This window comes from Lewinella cohaerens DSM 23179, from assembly GCF_000379805.1.
GTDB lineage: Bacteria > Bacteroidota > Bacteroidia > Chitinophagales > Saprospiraceae > Lewinella > Lewinella cohaerens.
Window position 1 is genome coordinate 194,568 of sequence record NZ_KB903534.1, and the last position, 23,430, is coordinate 217,997.

Here is a 23,430-nt window from a genome sequence, read left to right on the forward strand (position 1 = left end):
TGCAATTGCTAGTATTTTGATGGAAATCAGGTATTCTTACCTTTATACCATCACTTATCTCTAATTCCCATACGCTGGAGTGCCTAAATAGTTATCTTGTTGTCTGTTGTATTGTGTGGAAGATAATTATGAGGAATATTTTTAAACTGTGGATGCTATTTTTCTTTTTGCAGCTTCAATTTAGCGTAGCTGCACAGTCTAAGCCTATGCCAAAGGTGTTAGATTCTATACTTGTAGAACGCTATAATGAGGAAGCCTGGAAGTTTAAGAACACAGCCATTGATACAGCACGTCAGCGAGCTTTAATGGCGATAGAACTGGCAGAACAAATTGAATTTCCCAAAGGAGTTGCAGACGGGCTGCATATTTTGGGGATGGTTCAGTGGTCTCGAGGAGATCGCGCTGGTGCTTTGGATTATTATCTTCAGGCTTTATTCATCAGGAGGGCTATTACTGATTCACTAGGTTTAGGCCGCTCATTCAATAATATTGGCAACGTCTATTTTGCACAGGAAAATTATGATTCCGCCCAGGTTTATTATTTGCAAGGAAGGGATATTCGTCGTAAACTATTAGATATCCAGGGCTTGGTTTATTCACTGAGTAACCTTGGTGATGTAGCCTTGGAAATGGATGATGTTTCGAAGGCGAAACAGTATTACAATCAAAGTGAAAAGCTTGCTCGTAGAGAAAATGTTGTTACAGCTATAGCTCATGTCAAGGGCCGTTTAGGTAAGCTGTCTTTACAGTTAGGAGATCAGGCTACTGCCCAAAAACACTGGGAAGAAGCTTTGTCTTTTGCAGAACAATCAACAGATCGTAGATTGATAGCCAGCTGTTTACAGGAGGTCGTTCGATTAATGATGCTCAATCAGGAAGAAGTACTTCCTTTACAGGAGGATTATGCTCGTCGGAGTTTGGACCTAGCTGCTGCTGCCGGCGCACTGGATTTACAGACGGAGGCAGCAATGTTATTAGCGCAACTGTCGGCCTTGAAGGGGGATTTTAAGCAAGTTTATTATTACCAGGCTCATTATCGGCAATTAGCAGAGGCACTGGTGGAGAAAAGTAAGAATGATGCCATCACGGCTATCCAGGAACGTTACACTTTTGAGCGACAAGCTGAAGAAGAATTGGCTGCGGAGAAAAAGCTGGGGCAGCAATTGTCAGAAAGAAACAATCGATTATTATTTGGGTTGCTGCTCAGTGGAATACTTCTAGCATTGGTGCTAGCTGGGAGTTTTTTTCGTGCTTATCGCAAACAGTTTGCATTTTCTAACACCTTGGAAGTAAAAAACAAAGAACTGGCAGCCCGTTATGCTGATTTGCGGGAATTTGCCAAAATTGCCTCTCACGATTTAAAGGAACCGGTAAGGAATATTGGCGCTTTTGCTAATTTGCTACAACGTAAGCAAGGCGATGTACTGAATAAGGAAGGGCAGGAATATTTGGCGTTTATTCTGGGTGGTGCCCGGAAGATGAATGACTTACTAGGTGATTTGCAGCTCTTTACAGACTTGGCCAACCGAGTCAAGTCTACGACTCAATCTATTGATTTAAAGCCTCTCTTGGAAAAGGTTTTTAAAAAACAGGCAGAAGAGCAGGGAAAGCCCGACGCTAAATTGGTGATGGAGCAATTACAAACAATTAAAGGTCATCCCGAATTGCTGAGCATTTTGTTTGAGCAACTTTTTCAGAATGCTTTGAAATTCGATCAGGCCGAAGCTCCACAGGTGGAAGTCTCCTATCAGTTAAGAGGAAAAAACCATCAATTACAAATCAAGGACCACGGGGTTGGTATTGAAAAAGAATACCAGAAACAAATATTTGACATCTTCCAGCGCCTTGATAAGCAGCATTTTGATGGAACAGGCATCGGGTTGGCCATTTGCCGCAGAATAGTAGAGCTACACCAAGGGAAAATATGGTTGGAGAGCACGCCAGGGCAGGGAAGCACCTTTTTTGTAGAATTGCCGGCGTGGTAGGGTAGGTCTTTGAGCAATCATTTTTTGTACACTACTTTACACAAGGAAAATAGAAAAATTCTTGTGTGCCCATGAATTTGTAATTTGGTAGAAACAGTATACCATGAAGAATTTAGCACTCTCTTTCTTTGTCTTTTTGAGTAGCCTCGCTTTTGGGCAAGAAATTCCCTACTCTTTTTCTTACTCCTCTGGTGATTTTGAATACCTGGTCAATCCGATTGATCTTAACGGAGACGAAATTTGGTCCGACAATTTTTATCGGCTATTAGATTTAGGCTTCGAAATTGAAGTTGCAGGTACATCGTTTGATCGAATTGAGGTCAGGTCAGGTGGTGTCGATTTTTACGAAGTGGGTTCAAGTAGGTCTAGGCGTCTCTTTTCTTTTTACCGACTTTTAGAAGATCGAGGAGAAGCGGTGTCCGAATCTCCTGTTACTTATCAAATAGAAAACTCACCAACAGATGCAGGGGGTGTTTTTAAGATAGAATGGAGAAATGCTGGCGTTGTAGCTGGACCTAATTCTACGAGTATACCAGAAGATTTTCTGAATCTCCAAGTTTGGTTACATGAGAATAGTAATATCATCAGTATCCATTTTGGTACTAGCGAAATCAGCTCAGAATCTCAAGTGTATTCGTTGGTCAATTCGTCCGTATTGGGGATTAAATTACTCATTGATGACACCTTTATCGGCCCTGTTGGTGATGGTACAATGCCAGGTTCGGTCGTTGACTTTTGTGAACCCGGAGTATGTTACCAAAACATAAGCAGCCACCCTGAAGAGGGGACGATCTATTGGTTTACACCAACACCAATTATGGTAAGCACGGTTGATGTAGAAGCCTTAGTAAATGTGAGTGTTTACCCAAATCCGACGACAGACGAATTTAGTGTTTCTATTGCACCAGAACAGTTGTCAGGAATAACAATGTTGCGTCTTGTGAACCTTGTGGGTGAAACGATTTGGGAAGCTACAAATTCTGCGCTTTCTTCCTCAATGACGGTGGATGTTAAAGGGTTTCCTGCTGGAATTTACACCCTGATTATTGACCATACCGAGGGTGTCGTAGCTAAAAAGGTGGTCAAAAAATAAAAACCCCAGACTTTGCAATAGGCAAAGTCTGGGGTCAGGATGGCTGTTAGTAAATACAGCTTACTTAAGGTGAGAATACTTGCCGGCATATTCGAGCATCTGCTCCGTGAAGTCATCCGGGTATTCCACTTTGATATCCGTAATATTACCTTGGGCATCTTGCACGGCTACCAATCGAGGATTAATAAAACCACCGTAAGGCGGGATGTTTAGCGATTCACTCCGCTTCAAAACTTCCTGGTGGATGGCTTGGTCTACTTGTACACCGTAGCCTTCAATAAGGGTTTTTCCGGCTTCATAATCGCCTTGGCTCTTGATACGCTGTACTTCTTGTAGCAATTCTCCGAAAAGAGTCCGCAGCGTACCATAATCTTTGATATCAATGTAGGTTTTGCCATCGCGTACGGGCATCTCTACAGCACCGCTGGCCAAGGCTCTTTCCATTACCCAGCTAGCTACCATCTGGCGATTGCGCATGTGAGCTTGCTGGATGTTTTGCCCCGGTTCTATACGGCGCAATTGTAGCATCAGGCCATTGCGGAGATAATTGTCGTAAGCTGCTTTGCCCACCTCATCGGTCTCAATCAAGCCGAGTTCCTGAAGCTTAGCATCTGTGATGTAATAGAGGGCAAAAAGATCGGCGCGCGCTTCTTCTAGTGGCGAAGCGTAGTTTTTTAGGGTTTCCCCTGGTGTAGCGACCCCTTCTTCTAGCTGACCAGAAGCATGACCTAATACTTCGTGCAGGGCAGTGATCATCTTGCCGGCGATTTGACCATGTGCTGTTGCACGTGCTTTTTCTTCTTCGTCATTGGCAAATTCGGTGAGTAAGCCGGGGCCATTAGCCTCGCTATACGCATGACTGATGTTACCCAAACTAACAGACTTGGAGCCATATTCTGCTCTGATCCAGTTCGCATTGGGCAAGTTTACACCAATGGGCGTTGAAGGGCTGGCGTCACCCGCTTCACCGGCTACAGTCACTACTTTGTAGCTGATTCCCGTAACGGTAGGCTTGCGATGCTGGGGCAGCACTGGGCTGTTGTCTTCAAACCACTGTGCGTTTTCAGCAACTTTTGCCATGCGAGAAGAGGCATCAAAGTCATCAATCTGTACGATGGTCTCGTAGCTACCTTTGAGCCCCATAGGGTCGAGGTAGACTTCAATAAAAGAATTGATGTAATCAATATCTCCTTTGGTTGCTTTTACCCAAGCGATGTTGTACTCGTCCCAGGTCACTAGGTCGCCGGTACGGTAGTATTCGATGAGCTTGCGCAAAGCATCAGCCTGTGGTTCGTTTTCGGCAACGCTTACTGCTTTTTCAAGCCATTTGATAATTTCCTGAATTGCAGAACTATAGAGTCCATCTGCGCTGTAAACCTGTTCGTAAAGCTTTCCGTCTTCATTGCGGGCAACCCTACTATTGAGGCCTATACTGACTCTGGGGTCTTCCAGGTCAGCCTTCAAGTCGGCGTAAAAAGCCTCTACTTCTGCTTGGGTGATATCAGGCCCGTAAAAGTTAACGGCTGAAGCCAAAACCAGATCGTCCCCTTCTTGGGCTACTTTTTTGTTGTCCTTGGTAGGATCAAAAATGGCGGCTAATTCTTCTTCGGTGAGGCTGGCACCAACGTCACTCAATAACTCAGCCAAGTACTCCTGTGAGAAGCCGGGCTTGAATTTGTCGTTGGAGTAATGGTGGTGGATACCGCTGGCAAACCACATTTCCTTGGCGTAAAGTTCAAATGCTTCCCAGTCAGGATTGTTTCGCTGACCAGAATAATTGGCCATGACGGCGTCAACAGCGTGGCGGATCGCAAGATTGTGGCGATAGTTCTGGTCGTAGATAATGTCACGACCTGCAAGGCCAGCTTCGGTTAAGTAGTAGACCAATTTTTTCTGATCGAGGCTTAACTGATCAAAACCTGGTACCTGATACCGGACGATGCTTTTGTCGGCGAAGCTTTCAGGGCTCCAAACAAATTCGTCGTCCGCTGGAACGGTTAGTTCCTCAACTGTCTCAGTGGGTTCCTGAGCCGGTTGGCAAGCGAATAGTGCGAATAGTGGCAATAGCCAGAAATATTTTTTCATACAAAAAGGGTTTAAATTATCTGTGCTAATGGGGGTGTTAGGAAATGATCTAGCTAATACTCCCTAATGATTTCGATTATGTTGTTCCGGTTATCAAGGCCCAAAAGGTACCTAAAATCCACCCAATCAGGTAAATTGCGGATATAAATATTCCGATGACAAACAGGAGTACCATGATGACTACGAATGTTGCACTACCTTGGTGTTCTCCTTCTTCATAGTGTTCTTTCAGCAGTTCAAGGTTCCTACGGTTGGCACGATAAGAAAGATCGAAAAGGTCTCCTATTATCGGAACTGTTCCGATGATCGCATCTAAGAAAATGTTCCATAGCATCTTAACGATCACCATCCCACTAGCTCCTTTTCGGGCCATCACGGTTACCAACATACCACTGATGCCTAAGGAAACTACATCACCGATACCGGGGATTAGCCCAATTAGGAAATCAAACCCAAACCGAACTTCTGTTCCCGGAATACGGAACCGATTATCCAATAACTGGGTCGTGGTATCCAACCATTTTAGTTCAGGCCTTTCCTGGTCTTTTTCTTCCATTGTTGTCTGGTTAATCAGGGGCTTGATATTCTATGTTCAGGGTAGATTCATGAACCTGCCCTGAACATGGAACCGATTTTATTTCAATTCTGATAACAGTACTTCTACTGCTTTCTGTAATTGTTCATCACGGCCTTCGGCCTTGCTGTTTGGACTGTTTTCTATTTCTACATCTGGAACGGCAGGCCCTAGTTCCATGTTTTCTCCGGTTGCTTTTACATACCAAGCCCGGAAAGGCATACGTACAAAATTGCCGTTGATTAATCCTTGTCCGCCAGTAGAAATAACGGCTCCGAAAGTAGGCATACCTACCAATGTACCGTGATCCAAGGTCTTAAAGGCGTGCGAGAAAATCTCGGCATTGGAATAGCTGGTTTGGTTACACAGCGCTACACTTGGTTTGGTGAGTGCTGCCTGAGGCAAGCGTTCTCCGTAAGGGTAGTTGTCCGCAAAGTCTGGGTGGTTACCTTCCAGTTTGTCTACTGCTCCCCGAGGTACGGTGTAGGAATGCTGACGGACATTGAGTACAGTCATAAGCATGTCGGTGGTCCAGCCGCCGCCATTGTAACGTACGTCGATGACGATGCCTTCCTTACCCAGGCCACTGGCGGTGAGTTCGCGCTCGAAGCGTTCAAAACTAGGCCAGTTCATTCCCTGAATATGGATGTACCCCAGGCGGCCGCCAGAGTATTCTTCGGTCAGGCGTTTGCGTTCAGCTACCCATTCTTCGTAAAGTTCGGTGCGGAGGCTGCTCGCAGGGCGGATGACTACTTCACGAGCGGTTCCCGTTGCATCAATGATACTCAATAGGGTACGGTCATTTGCTGTTCCCTGTAGAAGGCTGTACAGATTGGTATTGCCCGAAATAGTCATTCCATTAACTGCGACGATGGTTTCTCCAACAGCAAGGGTACTCTTCTCCCGGTTCGCAGGTGAACGACTGACAATACGGGTGATTTTTACACCATTTGTTGCAGGCTCTACCTCCAGCCCTAACAGACCGGTACGATCTCGCTGAGTTTCTTCAGGATTAGAACCATACATTCCCATGTGGCTGGCATTGAGTTGGCCCAGCATAGTATTGAAAAGATCGCGGAAATCCTGCTCGGTAGAGGCAGACATAGCCAGCGGCTCGTACTTTGCGCGGAGTTTATCCCAATCTTGGCCGTGGAAATTGGGGTCGTAAAACCCGTCTCGTAGTGCTCGCCATGCTTCGTCAAATACCTGCTGGCGTTCCTGTTGGTGATTGATGGCCATATTAGCGGAAAAGCCGAGGTTGTCTGCTTTTTTGCCATCGATTTTCATGCTGGCCAAGGTGCCGTTAGATTTCAACAGATACAGGGTTTTACCATCAGTACCTACGGACAAGCTACGTAATCGGGTATCACTTAATAAAGTCTTGGCATCACTGCCATCCCATTTTATACTTTGCAGTTCTCCGCCTCCGGGAGAACCAGCACGGCCACCATTGTTGGTAGTAAAGAAGAAGGTTTCGCCATCGGTACTAATTCCCAAATCTCCTTCATTGCCAGGGAGGCGAGTCACTTGTACGAGGCGTTCATGAATATTTTTGAAGTCGATGACCGTTACAGAATCCTTCTCTTCTTTTTCATCTTCCTCTTCTTCCCATTCCCAATCCTGCTTGGTGTTTTGCCAATCAGCATCTCGCAACCAGGCAAACCAGACGTCGGAATCGCCATTGTTACGAATGGAGAGGAAGCCCAGTTTGCTACCGTCTGCACTCCAAAAAGGGCTACTATCCGAGCGAGGGTGCATACTTACATTGACAGGTTCTTGGCTACCGTCAGCTGCGTGGATGTAAATTTCTGAGTTGAAATCAAGGTCAGAAAGGGAATAAGCCAGCCATTGCCCATCGGGGCTCCAGCGTACACTCCGTGCTGTTGACCAACCATCCAATAGTACTTTTTCGTTACTTAAACCCTGGGCGTTAATGTCTGCTACCACGAGTTGTCCTCGGCCACGGTTGATGGCAACTTTGGTACCGTCTGGCGAAAGGCTGATGTTTGCTTCATCAACAGGCGTACTTGTTATCCGCTTGGCAGTCCGCTTCAAGGTGCGGTAAAGGTCGGGCTGATCTGCATCAGCAGAATGCAGTACATAGAGTTCTTTATTACCATCTCTATCTGAGATGAAGACCACGGTGCTGTCATTTAACCACTGTGCATCTTGGTCGCGGTAAGGGTGGCGCGTGAGCTGCACAACGCCTTTCTTTTCCTTGTCATTTACGCGTAGGAAAATCTCGCCACGTACTCCAAAGAGGAGATAATCACCATTAGGCGAAACAGCCATTTCAGTGGCTCCGCGACTTAAGCTTTCCTGCTTTACAGGATCAAAGCGATAGTCTGCGGTTACTTGAATGTTTACCTTTTGTGCTTTGGCACTACCATCGGTGGGTAGTGTGTAAATGCCATTACCCCGTTCGAAGACGAGCTGCTTTCCGTCGGCACTAACATCAAAGTAGCGGATGCCTTCGTCTTGGAAATTGGTCAAAGGCCGCGCCAAATCCTTGGTCAGTACTCCGTTTTTGCGGTAGATGTTGTAGCGGCCATTGGCTGCACTTAGGTAGAATAACTGTTGGTTGTCTCCCCAGACAGGGTGACTTTCTTGCGCATTTTGAGCAGCCAGTGCCATATAGTTGCCACTTTGAGTATCGTATACCCAAACATTGCGGTTAGCTGGCCCGGTGTATACTTCCCGCACAAAGCGGCAATTACCGGCCACATAAGCTACATAACGACCATCATTGGATGCAGAGGCCATCTGGCCCAATGCATCCATCATTCTTTGCGGGGTGCCACCGGTCACAGGTACTTTGAAGACTTCGCGATCACGTTCAACCTGGCGGTACATGCGCGAACTCATGAAGATGATTTCATCGTTGCCATTCCACTGCGGGAAATTGTCGCTACCGGAATAGTAGGTGAGCCGGAGGGGCATTCCGCCCTGAGCATCCATGACGAAAATATCGTCGTTGCCGTATCGGTTGCCTTCAAATACAATACGGCTACCATCAGGGCTCCACTGCGGGTGGCTTTCGTAGCTTTCGTGAATCGTCAGACGGCGTGCGACGCCACCATTGGTGGGTACTGTCCAGATGTCACCCTGGTAAGAGAAGGCAATCTGTTGCCCGTCAGGGCTTAGCGAAGGAAACCGCAACAAGGGTTCCTCCTGTGCGGAAAGCCCCAAAGCAAGTACAAGAAAGGCGAAAGAAAAGATATATTTAATCATGTTTTTTATGTAGAGACGTTGCAGTGCAGCGCCCGTGTATAATATGGTGGTAGATATGTAATTATAGCGGTGGAGATGTTGCATTGCAACACCTCCACCGCAACGTCTGTATTATTCATTCCATTCCGGCCAGCGGCCAGGAGTATACGGTGCGTTGTTCATTTCTATTTGTTTCTCTAAGGCAGTCACTTCATTTGCAATGAGCTTCAATTCACGGAGGGCTGGCCCAAATTGCTTGGCTGCAATACGGTAAGCATCCTTGTATACTTGTGTTGGTGCTGAAGTGACATCCCAGAGGCCATATTCACAGCGGCCAATACGACCACCAATACTTGGAGGCGTTTCGAACTGACGGCGCGCAAGGCTTCTATCACCATTCATTTTTCGACTGAGCTCGCTCAGTTGTAGCTTTAGCTCACTGGCTTTGGCCAAAAGACCCTCTGGAGCAGCGGGCATATCCAGTATAGCCGACTGGATATGGTTGAGGTTTCCTGACAATTCTCGGCGAATATCGTTGGCAGCACTGAAAGCTTTGCGGATATCAGCGACCTTGCGAACAAAGGCATCGTATTCGGCCCAGTCCGTTTCCGGCATGGACGATTGGTTCAGGTAGTTAAGTTGGAAACTTACAGGCTCGGTCAGCTTACTGACTTCGCCGTTTTCAAACTTGCTGAGCGCTACGGTATAAGTTCCGGGCATGGCCAGGTGACCCAATTCGGCTGAACCAAACAGTACATCGGGAGCAGGGGTGTAACGACCAACTACCGGCGCGGGAGTGTCGTGACGCATATCCCAAGTCAGCCGCTTGAGGCCTTTCTTGGCAGGCGCCGTCAGGTGGCGAACAACCTCCCCTTGAGCATTGCGGATGGTGAAAATAAGATAAGGATCTTCTTCGGCATCCTCCTGACGAAGCTGATCAAGGGTGGGGTAGGGGTCATCGTCTGTCTCCTTCTCCTTTTCTTGCCGCTGGTCTTCCAGCGTTTGGATGCTCTCCTTTAGATAGTAAGTGAATACCGCACCAGGCTTTGGGTTAGGCGTGGTGAAGTAGCTGCTCCCCAGGTGGCCTTTGTCCCGTAAGCCAATATCGGTACGTTCAATATAAAGCAAAGCATCTTTAATGGAGAAGATTTCAGCATCTTTCTCCAAGGCTTCTGCCGTGATTTCCCGTAAAGGGCTATAGTCGTCGAGTACATAGAACCCACGACCAAAAGTACCCAATACAAGGTCATTCTCTCGTTTTTGAATCTCCATGTCTCTTACACCCACCGTCGGTAATCCCGCTTTAAGCGGAATCCAGTGCTCGCCGGCATCAGGACTGAAGAATGCACCAAATTCAGTACCACAAAACAGAAGATTGGGTTGAACATGGTCTTCTGCGATGGTGTACACGCTTCCGCGTTCGGGCAAGGTAGCGTGGATAGGCCTCCAAGTCTGGCCTGCATCAGTGGTTTTGAAAAGATAAGGTTTGAAATCACCATAGCGGTGGTGATTAAACGCCGCGTAAGCAGTATTTTTATCATGCTGCGAAGCAATAATCTGGTTGACGTAAGTCATTTCCGGCACACCGGCAAGACCTGTTATCTTCTGCCAATTTTGCCCACCGTCGGTGGTCAGGTGAATGAGTCCATCATCGGAACCTACCCACAACATATTTTCGTCGATGCTACTTTCTGCAATGGTTGTCAGCTGACCGAAAATATCGGTAGAGCCATTTTTAGAGATGGCATCTACGCTCCAAACCTGATCCATTACTTCGAGGGTGTTACGATCAATTTGTGCAGAAAGGTCTGGGCTGATGACTTGCCAGGAATCGCCCTGATCGTCAGTGCGGAATAGTTTATTGGCACCAAAGTAGAGCCTTTTGTGGTTATGGGCAGAGATCAATAAAGGAGCATCCCAGTTCCAGCGGAGGGCGGGTTCGTCTTCGCCTTCCATGGGTTTGATGTAGTAGTATTCTCCATTGCCTCGGTCGTAGCGACTCAAGGCACCATACTGAGCTTGGGCATAGATGATGTTGGGATTGGTAGGGTCTACCTGGGTTTCGAAGCCATCGCCGGTAGAGGTCACAAACCAATCGGAATTAACAATACCATTCATGCTGGTCGTGCGGCTAGGGCCACCCAGGCTGAGGTTGTCTTGCGTTCCGCCGTGAATATTGTAAAAAGGGGTAGCGTTGTCGGTAGCTACTTTGTAAAACTGAGTTACAGGCAGATTGGGCTTGAAATGCCAAGTGCCGGCCAGGTCCCATGTTTCGTACACGCCACCGTCACAACCAGCCAGTAGGTGGTTGGTATTATCTGGGTCAATCCAGAGGGCATGATTATCGATATGCTTGTTGAGTTCACCGAGGTTGCGGGTGGTTTTTCCTCCATCGTCACTGATCTGAAAGTAAGTGTCGGTAATGTAGATGCGATCAATGTCAACGGGATCACAGATTAATTCTTGGTAGTAATTGCCGCTGGTATATCTGCCACTTTGTTTACTCCAGCTGGCGCCGGCATCATCAGTGCGGTAGATTCCTCCTTTGCGGTCACCAGCTTCAACGACAGCGTAGAGCGTATTGGGATTGACAGGGGAGATGTCTAGCCCTATTCGGCCTACATCGCCACCAGGGAGGCCTCCTTTCAAGGGCTTCCAGGTTTCACCACCGTCTGTGGTTTTGAACAAGCCAGATTCTGGTCCACCACCAATGTAGGTAAATACCTTTCGCTGGCGCTGGTGAAAAGCAGCATAGAGGACATTAGGGTTACGTGGGTCCATGACCAGCTCGTTGCAACCGGTATATTCACTGACCTCTTTTACGCAAGTCCAGCTATCACCACCGTCGGTGCTTTTGTAGACGCCGCGTTCGCCGCCGTTGCTCCATACAGGGCCGTAAGCAGCTACCCAGATAATATCGGAGTTGGTAGGATCGACGATGATGTCGCCAATGTGTTCAGAGGTTTTCAAGCCTTTGTGTTCCCAGCTTTGGCCACCATCGGTGCTTTTGTAGACACCATCTCCGTAGCCTACAGAGCGTTGATTGTTGTTTTCGCCAGAGCCTACCCAAACGGTGCTGGGCTGCTGAGGATCGAGGCTGACACAACCTATGGAGTAGGAGTTTTGCTGGTCGAAAATAGGTGTATAGGTGGTGCCGTGGTTGACGGTTTTCCAAACGCCTCCTGAAGCGGTAGCAACGTAGTAAACATCCTTGTTGTCGGGATGCACCGCGAAGTCAGCAATACGCCCCGAAGTAACGGCGGGGCCTACCGAGCGAAAAGCGAGTGCAGAATAAGTGCTAGCTTTTAGGTGAAGAGGTGTTTCTTCTTTGGCCGTAGCCGGATCGGTTTGTTTTTTTCGTTGGGCCATTGCTTGGTCGCAAAGGACAAAACTTAGGAATAAGAGTAGGTAAATGCTTTTGTAACTTGGCATAAGTTGGTGAATTTGGCGACTGAATTTTCGGAATCGAAAAATAGGGAAAATCGCAGACCTAAGGAAGTGAGGAGGATACCTTGGAACGAAAGGGTGGAATTCTGCTATGAAAAGGGTGCTTTGATAGCAAAATAAATGTGCTTCAAACGAGTGACTCATGTATTAGTATTGCGCAGAAAACAAAATGCGATTCTCTTTAGGTTTTTCAAATAGTTAAAACTCTTGAAATGAATCGTTTATTCAACTATTATGAAAAACAGAATCGCCTTTTGTTTTCGTGCTGTTCCTTAGAGATTCCCCACGTATGCCATTTATTCCTGAAGGAAATAGAACCTTTTTGGTTAGTGCGCAGGCCTATAGGCCGTAGCTCGGGGCCAGGATGGCGCAAGGACAATAGGATGGGCCGGAGCGTTAGCGACAGACAGCCTGGTGCCGATCCCGTCTCGACTTTTCTGGTCGGGACGGGAGATGGCATGGCCCCAAATGTTAAAGAAGAGGAACGTGTTTCTGTTAAAGAAAAAACTACTTCTCTTCAAACCACAGCTCGGTCTCGTGGAATTCTCCGTCGGTATAATTGATGGTTATTTCTTCGCCGGGCTGGATATCCTTTATGGCAATGATTTCAAGAGATTCCATCTCGATGTCCATCTCGTAATCGGCATTTGCTTCGGAAGAATGGTTGTAAAGGGAGCCAAAACCCAGGGCAATGGCCGATTCCCCCTCGTCTCCCCAAAGGAAATAATAATCGTGTAGTTTGGTCTGATGGATAAGTGTAGTGCCCTCTTCCGATAGCACTAAAACAGGGCAAGATTCAATATGGCTACCTTCGGGAATCTCCTGGGCCGTAAAAACCCCACGCCCTCTTCCATTGGTTGTTTTGATGTACAGGAATGGTAATCGAGTAGACATGATTTAGGAGGTCGGAATTAGGAAATGGGAAGTCGGAATTAATACGAAATCAATGAAGAAGGGCGGCGGTTACTTCCGACTTCCGACTTCCGATTTCCGATTTTTAATCTTCCATTTTTACCAACAACTGCCCTTTCTCCACGGCAGCCCCTTTGGAAACGGAAATATCAGCGATAACGCCGTCGGCAGTGGCTTTGATGACGTTTTCCATCTTCATCGCTTCGAGGATGAGGATGGGCTGACCGGCGGTGACACTTTCTCCTTTTTGGGCCATTACTTGTAGTACCAGGCCTGGCATGGGGGCCATAATGTCTGCGACCACAGAAGTGTTGATCGCACCTAAGCCCAGGCGTTCTACCATTTGGTCATAGGCATCGGCGAGGTTGACCTCGTATTTGCTGCCATTGATTTTGATGGTAAAGCGCTTGCGTTGGAAGTTGCGACTTACCAGCTCTGCACGGTAAGACTTGCCATTGGCAAGAATATGAAAATTACGATCATCAATGGGCGTAAAGTCTAGCTGGTCGATATCTTCATTGGTGAATTCGAACTGGTCATTGACTTTGGCGCTGATGTCTTCCAGATGTTTCATGGTAGGGGCAGTTGTTAAATGTAAAGAACAGCACAAAACCAAATAGAGTCTTCGTTTTTTCAATAGCTGGCTAAGCGGTTCATTTCAAGCGTGTCAGTTATTGGACAAACCGCAAAGACCACGAAGTAGACGCGAAGCGAACACACCATTTGTTTTTTGCGCAATATATGGATCCCAAAAGTAACACTATTGTTCCAGAAAAATCTAAAAAAGGGGCTTACCTTTAGCGTATGCGAAACTTACTCTGTTTTTTCGGCCTGATCTTGTTGGCGGTGCTTCTGCACCAGTTTTTGCCCTGGTATGCGATTGTTATTGCAGGGTTACTGTTTGGTGCTTTTGCTCCTCTGTCCTCTGCGGGCGAGGCATTTGCTTATGGTTTGCTGGCTGGGGCTATCGTTTGGGGCGGCTACAGTGGTATTCTCAACTATCAGAATGAGAGCATCCTGGCTACGCGCATCGGCAATATGTTTGGCGGGCTCTCTGCCTGGAGCATGGTCATCATTACCGCTCTATTGGGAGGCATCTACGGCGGCCTTGGAAGTCTTGTTGGCTTTTGGGGGCGGCAATTGTTTGGGCAAGGTCATACGGAACTGGAAGATTTCATTCAAGGCATTCCCAAAGCAGAACTTCACTTGCATATCGAAGGGAGCTTTGAGCCTGAACTCATGTTCGAAATAGCCAAAAGGAATAATATAACTCTGGATTATGATTCCATCGAATCATTAAAGAAAGCTTACAAGTTTAATAATCTTCAAGAATTTTTAGATATCTACTACACTGGCGCGCAGGTATTGATCCATGAGCAAGATTTTTTCGATTTGACATGGGCTTACCTGACTAAAGTGCATAGCCAAAATGTGGTTCATGTAGAGGTGTTTTTCGATCCGCAAACACATACGGACAGGAGCGTTGCGTTTGATGTTGTTATTAATGGTATCCATAAAGCATTGGAAAAAGCCAAAGCGGAGTTAGGTATTTCCTATAAGCTGATCATGTCTTATTTACGGCATTTGAGCGAAGAAGCGGCATTCGAAACACTTGAATCGTCACTACCCTTCAAGGATTGGATTGATGGTGTAGGATTAGATTCCTCTGAAATGGGCAACCCTCCCAGCAAGTTTGCCAAAGTATTTAAAGCATCTGCAAGCCACGGTTACAAATTAGTTGCTCATGCTGGGGAAGAAGGCCCTGCGGAATATATCTGGGAGGCGCTTGATCTTTTGAAGGTGGTGAGAATAGATCACGGCAATCGTTGCTTGGATGATGAAGCGCTGGTTCAGCGAATTGTCGAACAAAAGATACCGCTGACCTTGTGCCCATTGAGTAATGTAGAACTCAAAGTTATCCAAAAGATGGAGGAGCACCCCGTTGCGGAAATGCTCGAGAAAGGAATATTAGCAACCATCCACTCAGATGATCCCGCTTATTTTGGAGGCTACATGAATGAAAATTATTACGAAACAGCTAAAGCCTTAAACTTAACAGAGGATCAATTGATGCAATTAGCCATCAATGCCTTTGAAGCGAGTTGGCTGAGTCCTGAAGAGAAGGGAAAGCACATTGCTCAAGTAAAAGACTATTTCCACTCCTCTAAATATTCACAAAAGCAAGTAGTGTGATATTACTGTAATACTTGGCCGCCCCCCAACCATCAACGAACAACCATCAACAAATAAACCAACAAACCATCCAACCATCCAACCATTCTCCCCAATTCAGTAGCCTTTTTGCTCAATTCAGTCGAAAAAAGTAGTGTGTAAGTACCCTTTAGGAGCATCTTTGAAGCAAATCAAAAAACATTCAGAGATGAAAGCTTGTCATAAATCTTATCAGGACGATGAAAGCCGTGAGGCGAAATTTCGCAAGAGCTTGCGTTCCTTTTTCGGCTACAATTTCGTTATCTTTATACTCATGATCCTAGGAATGGGAGGCGTTGTTTTGTGGAAGATCAGCGTAATATGGGGTGCTATTTTGGCCTTTAAAGGTTATGGTATCTATGGTAGTGAAGAGCGCGATACACGAAGCTATCCATCGGAAGACGAACCTAGTCGTGAACAATACGGCCGCCCAAAGCGCCCTCAGTGGAAAGATAAGGACTTGGTATAAAACAGCTAGTGTAATATAAAATCGCAATGAACGAAGACCAACAGTTTGAGCAAGCGCGGCGGCGCGTAAAAGAGAAGAAGGCTTTCTACAATCACCTGACGACCTACCTTGTGATGGGCGGATTTTTCTTTACCTTAAATATGCTTACGAGCCCTGGTGCTTGGTGGTTTTATTGGCCGATGTTGGGGTGGGGAATTGGTGTTGCTATTCAGTATTTCAAAGTATTCGGACTTCCTGGTAGTGGCATAGGTTCAAAAGAATGGGAAGATCGTGAATTAGAAAAAGAAATGAAGCGACTCAACCCCAACAGAAGGAAACCAGGTCTGGACCTGGATAGCCATCTGGAGTTGAGGGAACTCGATACTGAAAAGCAGAAAGAACCTTCCTACCGCAATGATGATCTAGTTTAGTAGTTGTAATAATAGTATATTAGAGGTTCAGAATTCCCGACTTATGAGACGAAACAGAAAAAACGAACCGGAACACGTCCGGCAGGCGCGCCGCAAGGTGCGTTCCAAGAAGTGGTTCTTTCGCCATTTTTCCATTTATCTGGTAATAAGCATATTCTTCTTTTGCATAAATATGCTTGACAGTCCGCACGACCCTTGGTTTTTATACCCTGTAATCTCTTGGGGGACCCTCATCGGGATACAGTATTTATGGACTTTTGGCCTCCCCTTCACCAAAGCGGGTACCCGAGAATGGGAAGAACGTGAATTGGCGCGCGAATTGGCAAAGTCTGCCCCTGGTTATCAAGACCCTCAAGATTATCAAGAGGAAGCTCCACCGGTACAACGGCTTGCATCAAGTGGCGTCAATATCGACGATCATTTAGAGTTGCAGGAGGTTAGCAAAGAAAAAGTTGCGGAGCCGATTTATCGGAACGATGATTTGGTGTAGTTTTATCTCAGATATTTCAACAATACATCCGCCCGGTGATCCAAATACGCATCAGTGGGAGACTCTTGCCTGCCTTGCTCAATAAAATTGAGGGCTTGACGGTAGTCGTTTTGACGATAGTAGTAATTTGATGCCGCCAGATAGGCTGTTAATACCCAGGAATCATAACGCGGTGTTCTACCGCTGGATTTGGCGAGTCGCTTGAAGTCTTCCATATAATGCAGGCCTTTAATACGGTCATCCTGATCAAAAAAGTAGCGTACTCTTTCGGCTTGATACAGTAAGTGACGATCTTGAAACAAGGAGTTGTTGGTCAGGAAAGGATACTTTCTGCTGTATGCAGTAATGCGCTCCAGGCCTGATTCAAATTTCCGTTCCTTACGCAATGACCATACGAGCATGCCTGCCAACACCTCGTGTATAGCAGTGTTGTTGGGTTGGTACCGATAAAGGCTATCCATATAGTTCATCACGCTAACGGTGTTTCCTTGCTGGGCATGCATACGTGCGCTTTGCAAGTAGTAAATTTCCCGTAGCTGTCCCAAAGCACCTGGATAATCAGAGAAACGTTCCTTAAAAGCATCATAAGTAGAGTCTATGACCCAGCTGTTGGGGGTGGGGTGATCCCGAAGTAGTTCGTTGAACCGGTGAATCAATTGTCCTTGCCAAGGTGCACCAGGGCTACGTTCCCATATTTTCCATAAGTAATCCAGTGACGTTGTTGTTTTGGTATCCTCGGTGGCCAGTTGTAACCAGATGGCCCGTTGTAAAACCTCCTGCACTGGCCAGGGGTGAAGCTGCCGAGCTTGATGGAGCCAATCGAGAGAACTGGCCCAGGCATGATCGGCATACGCTCGTAAGGCCTGTCGGTAATAGAGGAAACTGGCCAGTTGACGTAGGGTCAGTTGTTGGTCTCCACCCAGGTAATAACGATTGAAAAGCTGATCAGGTGGATTGTTCCACTCTGCGGTGGGGATGTAGCCTACACTGCGGAGAACCTCGAGGTAGGCGTTTTGAAAACGGCGTTCATTTTCCGCATTCAAAGGAGAGGCTCCTTTTACGCGGATACGCTCGGTATTTTTTCCTACATCTACCAAAAGGGAGACTTCTGTTCCTTGCACTTGCAAAAGATAGTGCATACCCAGGTAGTCTAGGGTCATCGCATATACGGCAGAAGCGGTCGTCTGATCGTATTGTCCTTGGGTGAAGAAGAATTGAATTTTGGAAAACGACTGATGGTTTTTAAGAAAACGCTGACCCATTTCTTCCCTTAGCATTGCCAAGGCTTTGTGGGGCTTCTTTTTGCGAATATTTTGCGCTTCAAGGCTGGTCAACATTTCGCTGATACGCTCTTTGGCGTAAGCGCGCACCGATTGTTCCTGGATACCTGTTCCCGGAAGGAGTAGCTGCAACTGTTGGTCTAGCTCTGCCGAGCGATCTGCTGCCAACAGCGTCTCTTTTGCGGACATTAGAGTGCTACAAAAAAGGAAAATAAAAAGTAGTGTGGATAGTTGCTTCATGTAGATTTGGGACCCAGTTTAAACGATTGCTCGAAATTACGGATATTACAACGGCCTGCAAAATAGTTTCGTATTGGGCGTATTTAAAACCATCAAATTATGACCTTTAAAGAATGGCATTCTACCGGCCAGTATTTTGATTATCGGCAGCAAAAAATCTTTTATCAGCAAGCAGGCAATGGGTCGGTACTGGTATTGCTGCATGGTTTTCCTACAGCGTGTTGGGATTGGCACAAGGTGTGGCCTTTATTGACAGCGCACTATACGGTTCTCACGTTGGATTTTATAGGCTTTGGCTGGTCGGATAAACCGAGGAAGTATCGCTATTCCCTGATGGATCAAGCCGACTTGGTGGAAGCGCTATTGAAAGAAAGAGGCATTGGGCGTTACCATTTGCTGGCACATGACTACGGCGCTACTGTGGCCCAAGAGTTGCTGGCGCGGCATTATGAGCGAAGTGAAGAAGAGGATTTGGCGAAACAGACAGAATTGTTGTCTTTATGCTTTCTGAATGGAGGGATTTTTCCTGGAACCCATCATCCCCGGCCGATCCAAAATGCATTGGCTAGCCCGCTGGGGATTTTGCTTACGCCATTTTTGAGCAAGGCCAAGTTGCGGAAGAATTTCAGCGTCATCTTCGGGCCGGCGACCCAGGCTACAGAGCAGGAAGTAGATGAGTTTTACGAGCTCATTCAGCACCAAAACGGCAAGTACCTTTTTCATCGCCTGATCCGCTACATGCGGGAACGGGAAGTACACGAACCTCGTTGGGTAGGTGCTACCGTGCGTGGAGAACTGCCCCAGCGGTTTATTAATGGTGCTTACGATCCGATCTCTGGCGCGCACGTCGCCGATTATTATGAGCAATCAGTGAATAATGCTGATGTAGTGCGGCTCTCTAATATCGGGCATTACCCGCAAATGGAGGCTCCAGCGGCGGTGGTGGAGGCGTATTTGTCGTTTCGGGGTTTTTGAACCACCAGAGGCACTAAAGTTTTAAACCATATGAGGGATTATAAGGACATTTAAGGGCGAGCCTGCATAGGCTAAATTCACGAATTTAGCACGCGCGGGCACGCGGGGATAGCACGCGGGTACCATCCAAAGATCAGTGCGCAGGCCGGGAGGCCGGAGCGCGCCGGACGAAGGAGGAGGACAAGGGATGGGCCGGAGCGGTAGCGACAGACAGCCTGGTGCCGAGGCACGAAGGCATGGCCCCAAAAAAATACTTCCCAAAAAACTGTTACTTTCGAACCTCGTTTGCATTATGCTAAGGAATGAAAGATCAAAACCCAGAGCATCGGGATGTTTAGTATCTTGCAGACGAGTAGCGTCGCGTTGCGTCGCGACAATACTAAAACGGTCAATAACAGGTTCATGACGGAACCCCAAAAGACGGTGTCGGCATCGGCAATGGAAGCCGAGTGGCTTGAAATTCAGGCTGCGCAAGCTAACCCTGCGCGGTTCCGACCTTTATACGAACGTTATTTTGAACCCATCTACCGTTTCGTCTATCGGCGTACTAGTAATGCTGATCTCTCGGCTGATCTTTCTTCTCAAGTGTTTTTAAAAGCTTTGCAGCGTCTTGGAGGCTACGAGTACCGAGGTGTACCCTTTTCAGCCTGGCTGTTCCGAATTGCGAGTAACGAAATTGCCCAGCATTTTCGCGATTCCCGCAATAAACGAACGGTTAGTGTTGAGGATCATACCTTAGGTGAAGTGGCTGAAGAAATGGAATTGGACGAAGACCTTTGGCAGGTAGAAGACCTGATCGGAGCCTTGGACCAGCTCAAACCCTCTGATGTCGAAATTATCGAGTTGAGGTTCTTTGAGCAACGCCCCTTCAAAGAGGTGGCCGAAATCCTGGGGATTACCGAAAGCAATGCCAAGGTGAAGACCTACCGGATCTTGGAACGACTAAAAAAGCGACTAAAAACAAGCCAAACCAAGTGATTTTTGACCTTTGAGAAGCGTCAACTATGGAAAGAAACTACAATTTTAAACGAAACCCGAAGGAGCCGGGTAGCGAAGACATTCGACAGCGGATGGACTTTGATGCTTTGCTTCAAGAGTTTGAAGCCCAGCCAGCGGTTAAGACCACAGGTGGTGCCCGAATACGGCGGTTGATTTACTTCAGTACGGCTGCGGCCGCTGCGGTAGCTTTGCTGCTTTTGGTACCCTTTTTGAGTGGTAATAAACCATTGAGCCCAGAGGCTTACTTTGCCCAACAGGACTTTGTACACATCCCGCTGCCTCAGCAGGAACTGCAAGTGGCGTTCACCACGCAAGCGGTATCGGATGCCCACAAAGGAGGGGTGATTGATTATCCCAGCGGGTCGCGTTTGGTGATTCCTGCTGCTGCGTTTATGAATGATCGCGGTCGACTGGTAGGTGGCGAAGTAGCCATTCACTACCGTGAATTGCATGATTATATCGACTTTTTTGTGTCTGGAATTCCATTGGCCTACGATTCTGTAGGAATGCAACGCTACCTTACTTCGGCCGGTATGGTAGAAGTATATGCTGAGCAAAATGGGAAACGCCTGAAGATGGCTCCCGGCAAAGCTATTCAGGTAGAACTGCGTAGTGAAGTGGTGGTGAAAGACTACTTTAGCTTGCCTAAATACCACGTATATCAGTTGGATACTGCCTCTCGTACTTGGCAGTATAGCAATGTAGATATGCTGCAATTTGTAGAAGAAGACTTGATCACAGGAGGTACCAATACCCCACAGCAACGCTGGCAAAGGGAGTTGGGTAACCTGGAGCAAGAATATGAAAAGGCATTGCAAGACCTGCAAATGGATTTTCCATTGCCATCAGCACCGGTCGCTCCGACTCAAGCCAATGGCAACCGTCCTACGCTGGAGCTTGACTTTGCCCAAGGTGCTTTGGCGCTTGATCCTGCCAGCGACTTGCAACCCGAAGATTTGGCCTACCTGCATGCAGGCACCATTTGGGAAATAGCACCCGAATCACCAGAGGTTGACCCTCGTGCGTTTCGAGTAAGCTGGGAAACAGTGAAACTCCGCCGCCTCAATACCCAACGCTTTGAGTTGACACTACAGCACCGGGATAATGAAGAAACCTTGATAGTAGCCCCCGTTTTATTAGGAGCTAACTACCAACAAGCAATGGCAAAGTACCAAGATGAACTTGCTACTTACGATGCGATGGTCACCTTGCGCGAAGAGGAAGTAAGCAGCGAACGAGAACGCCTACAGACGGAGTTTGTGGCAAGAAAAGAGGCCTTAAAAGAAAGCCTGGAGCAAGAGTTTCAGAGCCAACCGGGAGAACTTCGCCGTCAGGTAGTGAATCGTTTTGTCGTAAGTGAATTCGGCGTGTGGAACTGTGCACAGACGATTGATGCGCCTTCTACGGTACATGGTATTCAGTACCGCACCGAAGGAGGGCAAGCCATCGAAAATACCACGGCTTACGTGGTAAACCGGGAGTACAATACTATCTTCAGATACTTGGCTTCGAGTACTGCTCCTATCGGCATTGAGCCTGCAACGGATAACCTTTTGTGGGTGGTAAATGAGAAGGGTACGATCTCTCGTGTGGAGCTAAAACAACTACACGATGATGGCGCCGAGCTGGTACTGGAAACGGTAACTCCTCCGGCAAAAACGAACGCAGACTTGCGTAAGGCGTTGGAGTTTTAAGGTACAAAGTACTTAGTACTAGGTAGGCGGACTTTGATTGGCCTAGGTGCAAGCAGACCAAAAAAAATAAAGAGGTCTACAAATTTAAATAGACCACGGATCAGAGTCCGTGGTCTATTTTAATTTAAGTAACTGCCTTTTATGGTGTTTTCTTGGCATGATGCATATGCTAGCATACCTTAGATTTGACACAATCCAAGTACCAAGTACCAAGTACCAAGTACCTCTTCCTCACTATTCCGAAAGTTCAAAAACCACACTTTTTACACATTGGATAGCTTGGCCACTTTCGTCGAAGGTGTTGACCAAGAGCGTTTGGGCCAGTGGTTGTGCAAAGACATCAGGCAAGTCTCTTACAGCGCCTGCGGGGATATTATTTTTTTGGAATAAGGCTAACAATTCCTCCCGTTTAGCGAAAGCGCCAATTTGTTCTTGTAATAAAGGAATCAGTTCCAAACGGTGTTTTACCCGTTGGGCATTGGTAGCGAAGCGGTCATCGTTGATGAGTTCAGGGACATTCAGCACTTCTCCTAACTTTTTCCAGTGGGCTTCTACGCCTACTGCCAAGACCAACTCCTGACCATCAGCGGTGCGGAAAAGGTCGCCGTAAGGAGCAATATTGGGGTGTTGGCTGCCTAGTCGCTGCGGTGCGAAGCCAGCAATCAGCCAGTTGGTTGCTTGATTGGCAAGGCTGGCCAGGGCTGCGGCGTAGAGGCTGGTGCTTACTTTGCTGCCCCGCCCGGTTTGTGCCCGCTTTAGTAAAGCTACGAGAATACCCTCTTTTAGTTGGTGCGCTGCGAGGATATCAATAAGAGCAACAGGCATCTTGACGGGGGAGCGGCCCGGTTCTCCCGTAAGGTAAAGGAAGCCACTTTCGGCTTGAAGCACAACATCAAATGCGAGACGAGGATCATTGGCACCGAACCCAGTGAGTTCGGCGTAGATGATTTTAGGGTTGATTCCTTTCAGGCGATCATAATCCATGCCTAGTTTTGTGGCGGCTCCGGGGCGGTAGTTGACGATAACAATGTCTGCTTCTCGGATCAGCGCCTCTACCTGCTCGCGCCCTGCGGTAGATTTTAGATTGACCAGTAGCGTGGTTTTTCCAAAATTGACAGATTGGTAGTAAGCTGAGTCGGATTTGTTGGCAGCCTCGGTGGGGGCTTTCCAGCGGCGGGTAACATCTCCGGAGGTAGCGGCATTTTCAATTTTGGTAACCCGTGCACCTAGTTCTGCAAAAAACAAACCTACTGCGGGGCCAGCTAATACGCTGGCGAGTTCTACTACTTTGAGGCCTTGGAAAAACTGATCTTGCATCTTTGTATTATATTAGTGTTCGCTTCGCTCACGGGAGAC

Annotated in this window: 17 protein-coding genes; 9 read left to right on the forward strand and 8 right to left on the reverse strand. The window is 47.3% G+C overall.

The window, feature by feature from the left end:
- The first annotated feature begins 128 nt into the window (after positions 1 to 128).
- Positions 129 to 1,985 (forward strand): ATP-binding protein, encoded by a 1,857-nt coding sequence (locus A3EU_RS32545; protein WP_083937268.1) that lies wholly within the window; start codon positions 129 to 131, stop codon positions 1,983 to 1,985.
- Positions 1,986 to 2,088: 103 nt separating this feature from the next.
- Positions 2,089 to 3,078, forward strand: coding sequence for a T9SS type A sorting domain-containing protein (locus A3EU_RS0105640; protein WP_020535159.1), 990 nt, complete (start codon positions 2,089 to 2,091; stop codon positions 3,076 to 3,078).
- Between the two features lie 60 nt (positions 3,079 to 3,138).
- Here the strand turns inward: A3EU_RS0105640 and A3EU_RS0105645 are convergent, their stop codons facing one another.
- From A3EU_RS0105645 to A3EU_RS0105670, 6 genes are all read right to left on the reverse strand, one after another.
- Positions 3,139 to 5,163: a dipeptidyl-peptidase 3 family protein gene (locus A3EU_RS0105645; RefSeq protein WP_020535160.1), complete on the reverse strand. Its 2,025-nt coding sequence runs from the start codon at positions 5,161 to 5,163 to the stop codon at positions 3,139 to 3,141.
- 76 nt (positions 5,164 to 5,239) lie between these two features.
- A complete protein-coding gene (locus A3EU_RS0105650) occupies positions 5,240 to 5,719 on the reverse strand; it encodes a DUF4112 domain-containing protein (protein WP_020535161.1) in 480 nt (159 codons plus the stop codon).
- 78 nt (positions 5,720 to 5,797) lie between these two features.
- A complete protein-coding gene (locus A3EU_RS0105655) occupies positions 5,798 to 8,968 on the reverse strand; it encodes a S41 family peptidase (protein WP_020535162.1) in 3,171 nt (1,056 codons plus the stop codon).
- 111 nt (positions 8,969 to 9,079) lie between these two features.
- Positions 9,080 to 12,379 (reverse strand): WD40/YVTN/BNR-like repeat-containing protein, encoded by a 3,300-nt coding sequence (locus A3EU_RS0105660; protein WP_020535163.1) that lies wholly within the window; start codon positions 12,377 to 12,379, stop codon positions 9,080 to 9,082.
- A gap of 522 nt (positions 12,380 to 12,901) precedes the next feature.
- Positions 12,902 to 13,288: an SET domain-containing protein gene (locus A3EU_RS0105665; RefSeq protein ID WP_020535164.1), complete on the reverse strand. Its 387-nt coding sequence runs from the start codon at positions 13,286 to 13,288 to the stop codon at positions 12,902 to 12,904.
- A 103-nt stretch (positions 13,289 to 13,391) separates the two neighbouring features.
- Positions 13,392 to 13,880 (reverse strand): acyl-CoA carboxylase biotin carboxyl carrier protein subunit, encoded by a 489-nt coding sequence (locus tag A3EU_RS0105670; protein ID WP_020535165.1) that lies wholly within the window; start codon positions 13,878 to 13,880, stop codon positions 13,392 to 13,394.
- Between the two features lie 590 nt (positions 13,881 to 14,470).
- Between A3EU_RS0105670 and A3EU_RS0105675 the strand changes: the two genes are divergently transcribed.
- From A3EU_RS0105675 to A3EU_RS0105690, 4 genes are all read left to right on the forward strand, one after another.
- Positions 14,471 to 15,499, forward strand: coding sequence for an adenosine deaminase (locus A3EU_RS0105675; protein ID WP_044085507.1), 1,029 nt, complete (start codon positions 14,471 to 14,473; stop codon positions 15,497 to 15,499).
- 187 nt (positions 15,500 to 15,686) lie between these two features.
- Positions 15,687 to 15,986 carry a hypothetical protein gene (locus tag A3EU_RS0105680; protein WP_020535167.1) on the forward strand — a complete coding sequence of 100 codons (300 nt, stop codon included), beginning with the start codon at positions 15,687 to 15,689 and terminating at the stop codon, positions 15,984 to 15,986.
- A 26-nt stretch (positions 15,987 to 16,012) separates the two neighbouring features.
- Positions 16,013 to 16,396 carry a 2TM domain-containing protein gene (locus A3EU_RS29530; protein WP_020535168.1) on the forward strand — a complete coding sequence of 128 codons (384 nt, stop codon included), beginning with the start codon at positions 16,013 to 16,015 and terminating at the stop codon, positions 16,394 to 16,396.
- 43 nt (positions 16,397 to 16,439) lie between these two features.
- On the forward strand, positions 16,440 to 16,886 hold the full coding sequence (locus A3EU_RS0105690; RefSeq protein ID WP_071596851.1) for a 2TM domain-containing protein: 447 nt from the start codon (positions 16,440 to 16,442) through the stop codon (positions 16,884 to 16,886).
- Positions 16,887 to 16,888: 2 nt separating this feature from the next.
- Here A3EU_RS0105690 and A3EU_RS0105695 read toward each other — a convergent pair whose 3' ends face one another.
- A complete protein-coding gene (locus A3EU_RS0105695; RefSeq protein ID WP_156825664.1) occupies positions 16,889 to 18,355 on the reverse strand; it encodes a hypothetical protein in 1,467 nt (488 codons plus the stop codon).
- A gap of 150 nt (positions 18,356 to 18,505) precedes the next feature.
- Between A3EU_RS0105695 and A3EU_RS0105700 the strand changes: the two genes are divergently transcribed.
- From A3EU_RS0105700 to A3EU_RS0105710, 3 genes are all read left to right on the forward strand, one after another.
- Complete coding sequence (locus tag A3EU_RS0105700) at positions 18,506 to 19,381, forward strand: alpha/beta fold hydrolase (protein WP_020535171.1); 876 nt, start codon at positions 18,506 to 18,508, stop codon at positions 19,379 to 19,381.
- A 330-nt stretch (positions 19,382 to 19,711) separates the two neighbouring features.
- Complete coding sequence (locus A3EU_RS0105705) at positions 19,712 to 20,359, forward strand: RNA polymerase sigma factor (RefSeq protein WP_245569336.1); 648 nt, start codon at positions 19,712 to 19,714, stop codon at positions 20,357 to 20,359.
- Positions 20,360 to 20,385: 26 nt separating this feature from the next.
- On the forward strand, positions 20,386 to 22,074 hold the full coding sequence (locus A3EU_RS0105710) for a hypothetical protein (protein WP_020535173.1): 1,689 nt from the start codon (positions 20,386 to 20,388) through the stop codon (positions 22,072 to 22,074).
- A gap of 234 nt (positions 22,075 to 22,308) precedes the next feature.
- Here A3EU_RS0105710 and A3EU_RS0105715 read toward each other — a convergent pair whose 3' ends face one another.
- The gene (locus A3EU_RS0105715) at positions 22,309 to 23,391 is read right to left on the reverse strand and encodes a CaiB/BaiF CoA transferase family protein (RefSeq protein WP_020535174.1); all 1,083 of its coding nucleotides are present in this window, start codon (positions 23,389 to 23,391) and stop codon (positions 22,309 to 22,311) included.
- Between the last annotated feature and the right edge of the window lie 39 nt (positions 23,392 to 23,430).

Coding starts and splice junctions, on each gene's coding strand:
- A3EU_RS32545 (WP_083937268.1), top strand. CDS start 129: ATGAGGAATATTTTTAAACTGTGGATGCTATTTTTCTTTTTGCAGCTT.
- A3EU_RS0105640 (WP_020535159.1), top strand. CDS start 2,089: ATGAAGAATTTAGCACTCTCTTTCTTTGTCTTTTTGAGTAGCCTCGCT.
- A3EU_RS0105645 (WP_020535160.1), bottom strand. CDS start 5,163: ATGAAAAAATATTTCTGGCTATTGCCACTATTCGCACTATTCGCTTGC.
- A3EU_RS0105650 (WP_020535161.1), bottom strand. CDS start 5,719: ATGGAAGAAAAAGACCAGGAAAGGCCTGAACTAAAATGGTTGGATACC.
- A3EU_RS0105655 (WP_020535162.1), bottom strand. CDS start 8,968: ATGATTAAATATATCTTTTCTTTCGCCTTTCTTGTACTTGCTTTGGGG.
- A3EU_RS0105660 (WP_020535163.1), bottom strand. CDS start 12,379: ATGCCAAGTTACAAAAGCATTTACCTACTCTTATTCCTAAGTTTTGTC.
- A3EU_RS0105665 (WP_020535164.1), bottom strand. CDS start 13,288: ATGTCTACTCGATTACCATTCCTGTACATCAAAACAACCAATGGAAGA.
- A3EU_RS0105670 (WP_020535165.1), bottom strand. CDS start 13,880: ATGAAACATCTGGAAGACATCAGCGCCAAAGTCAATGACCAGTTCGAA.
- A3EU_RS0105680 (WP_020535167.1), top strand. CDS start 15,687: ATGAAAGCTTGTCATAAATCTTATCAGGACGATGAAAGCCGTGAGGCG.
- A3EU_RS29530 (WP_020535168.1), top strand. CDS start 16,013: ATGAACGAAGACCAACAGTTTGAGCAAGCGCGGCGGCGCGTAAAAGAG.
- A3EU_RS0105690 (WP_071596851.1), top strand. CDS start 16,440: ATGAGACGAAACAGAAAAAACGAACCGGAACACGTCCGGCAGGCGCGC.
- A3EU_RS0105695 (WP_156825664.1), bottom strand. CDS start 18,355: ATGTCCGCAAAAGAGACGCTGTTGGCAGCAGATCGCTCGGCAGAGCTA.
- A3EU_RS0105700 (WP_020535171.1), top strand. CDS start 18,506: ATGACCTTTAAAGAATGGCATTCTACCGGCCAGTATTTTGATTATCGG.
- A3EU_RS0105705 (WP_245569336.1), top strand. CDS start 19,712: ATGTTTAGTATCTTGCAGACGAGTAGCGTCGCGTTGCGTCGCGACAAT.
- A3EU_RS0105710 (WP_020535173.1), top strand. CDS start 20,386: ATGGAAAGAAACTACAATTTTAAACGAAACCCGAAGGAGCCGGGTAGC.
- A3EU_RS0105715 (WP_020535174.1), bottom strand. CDS start 23,391: ATGCAAGATCAGTTTTTCCAAGGCCTCAAAGTAGTAGAACTCGCCAGC.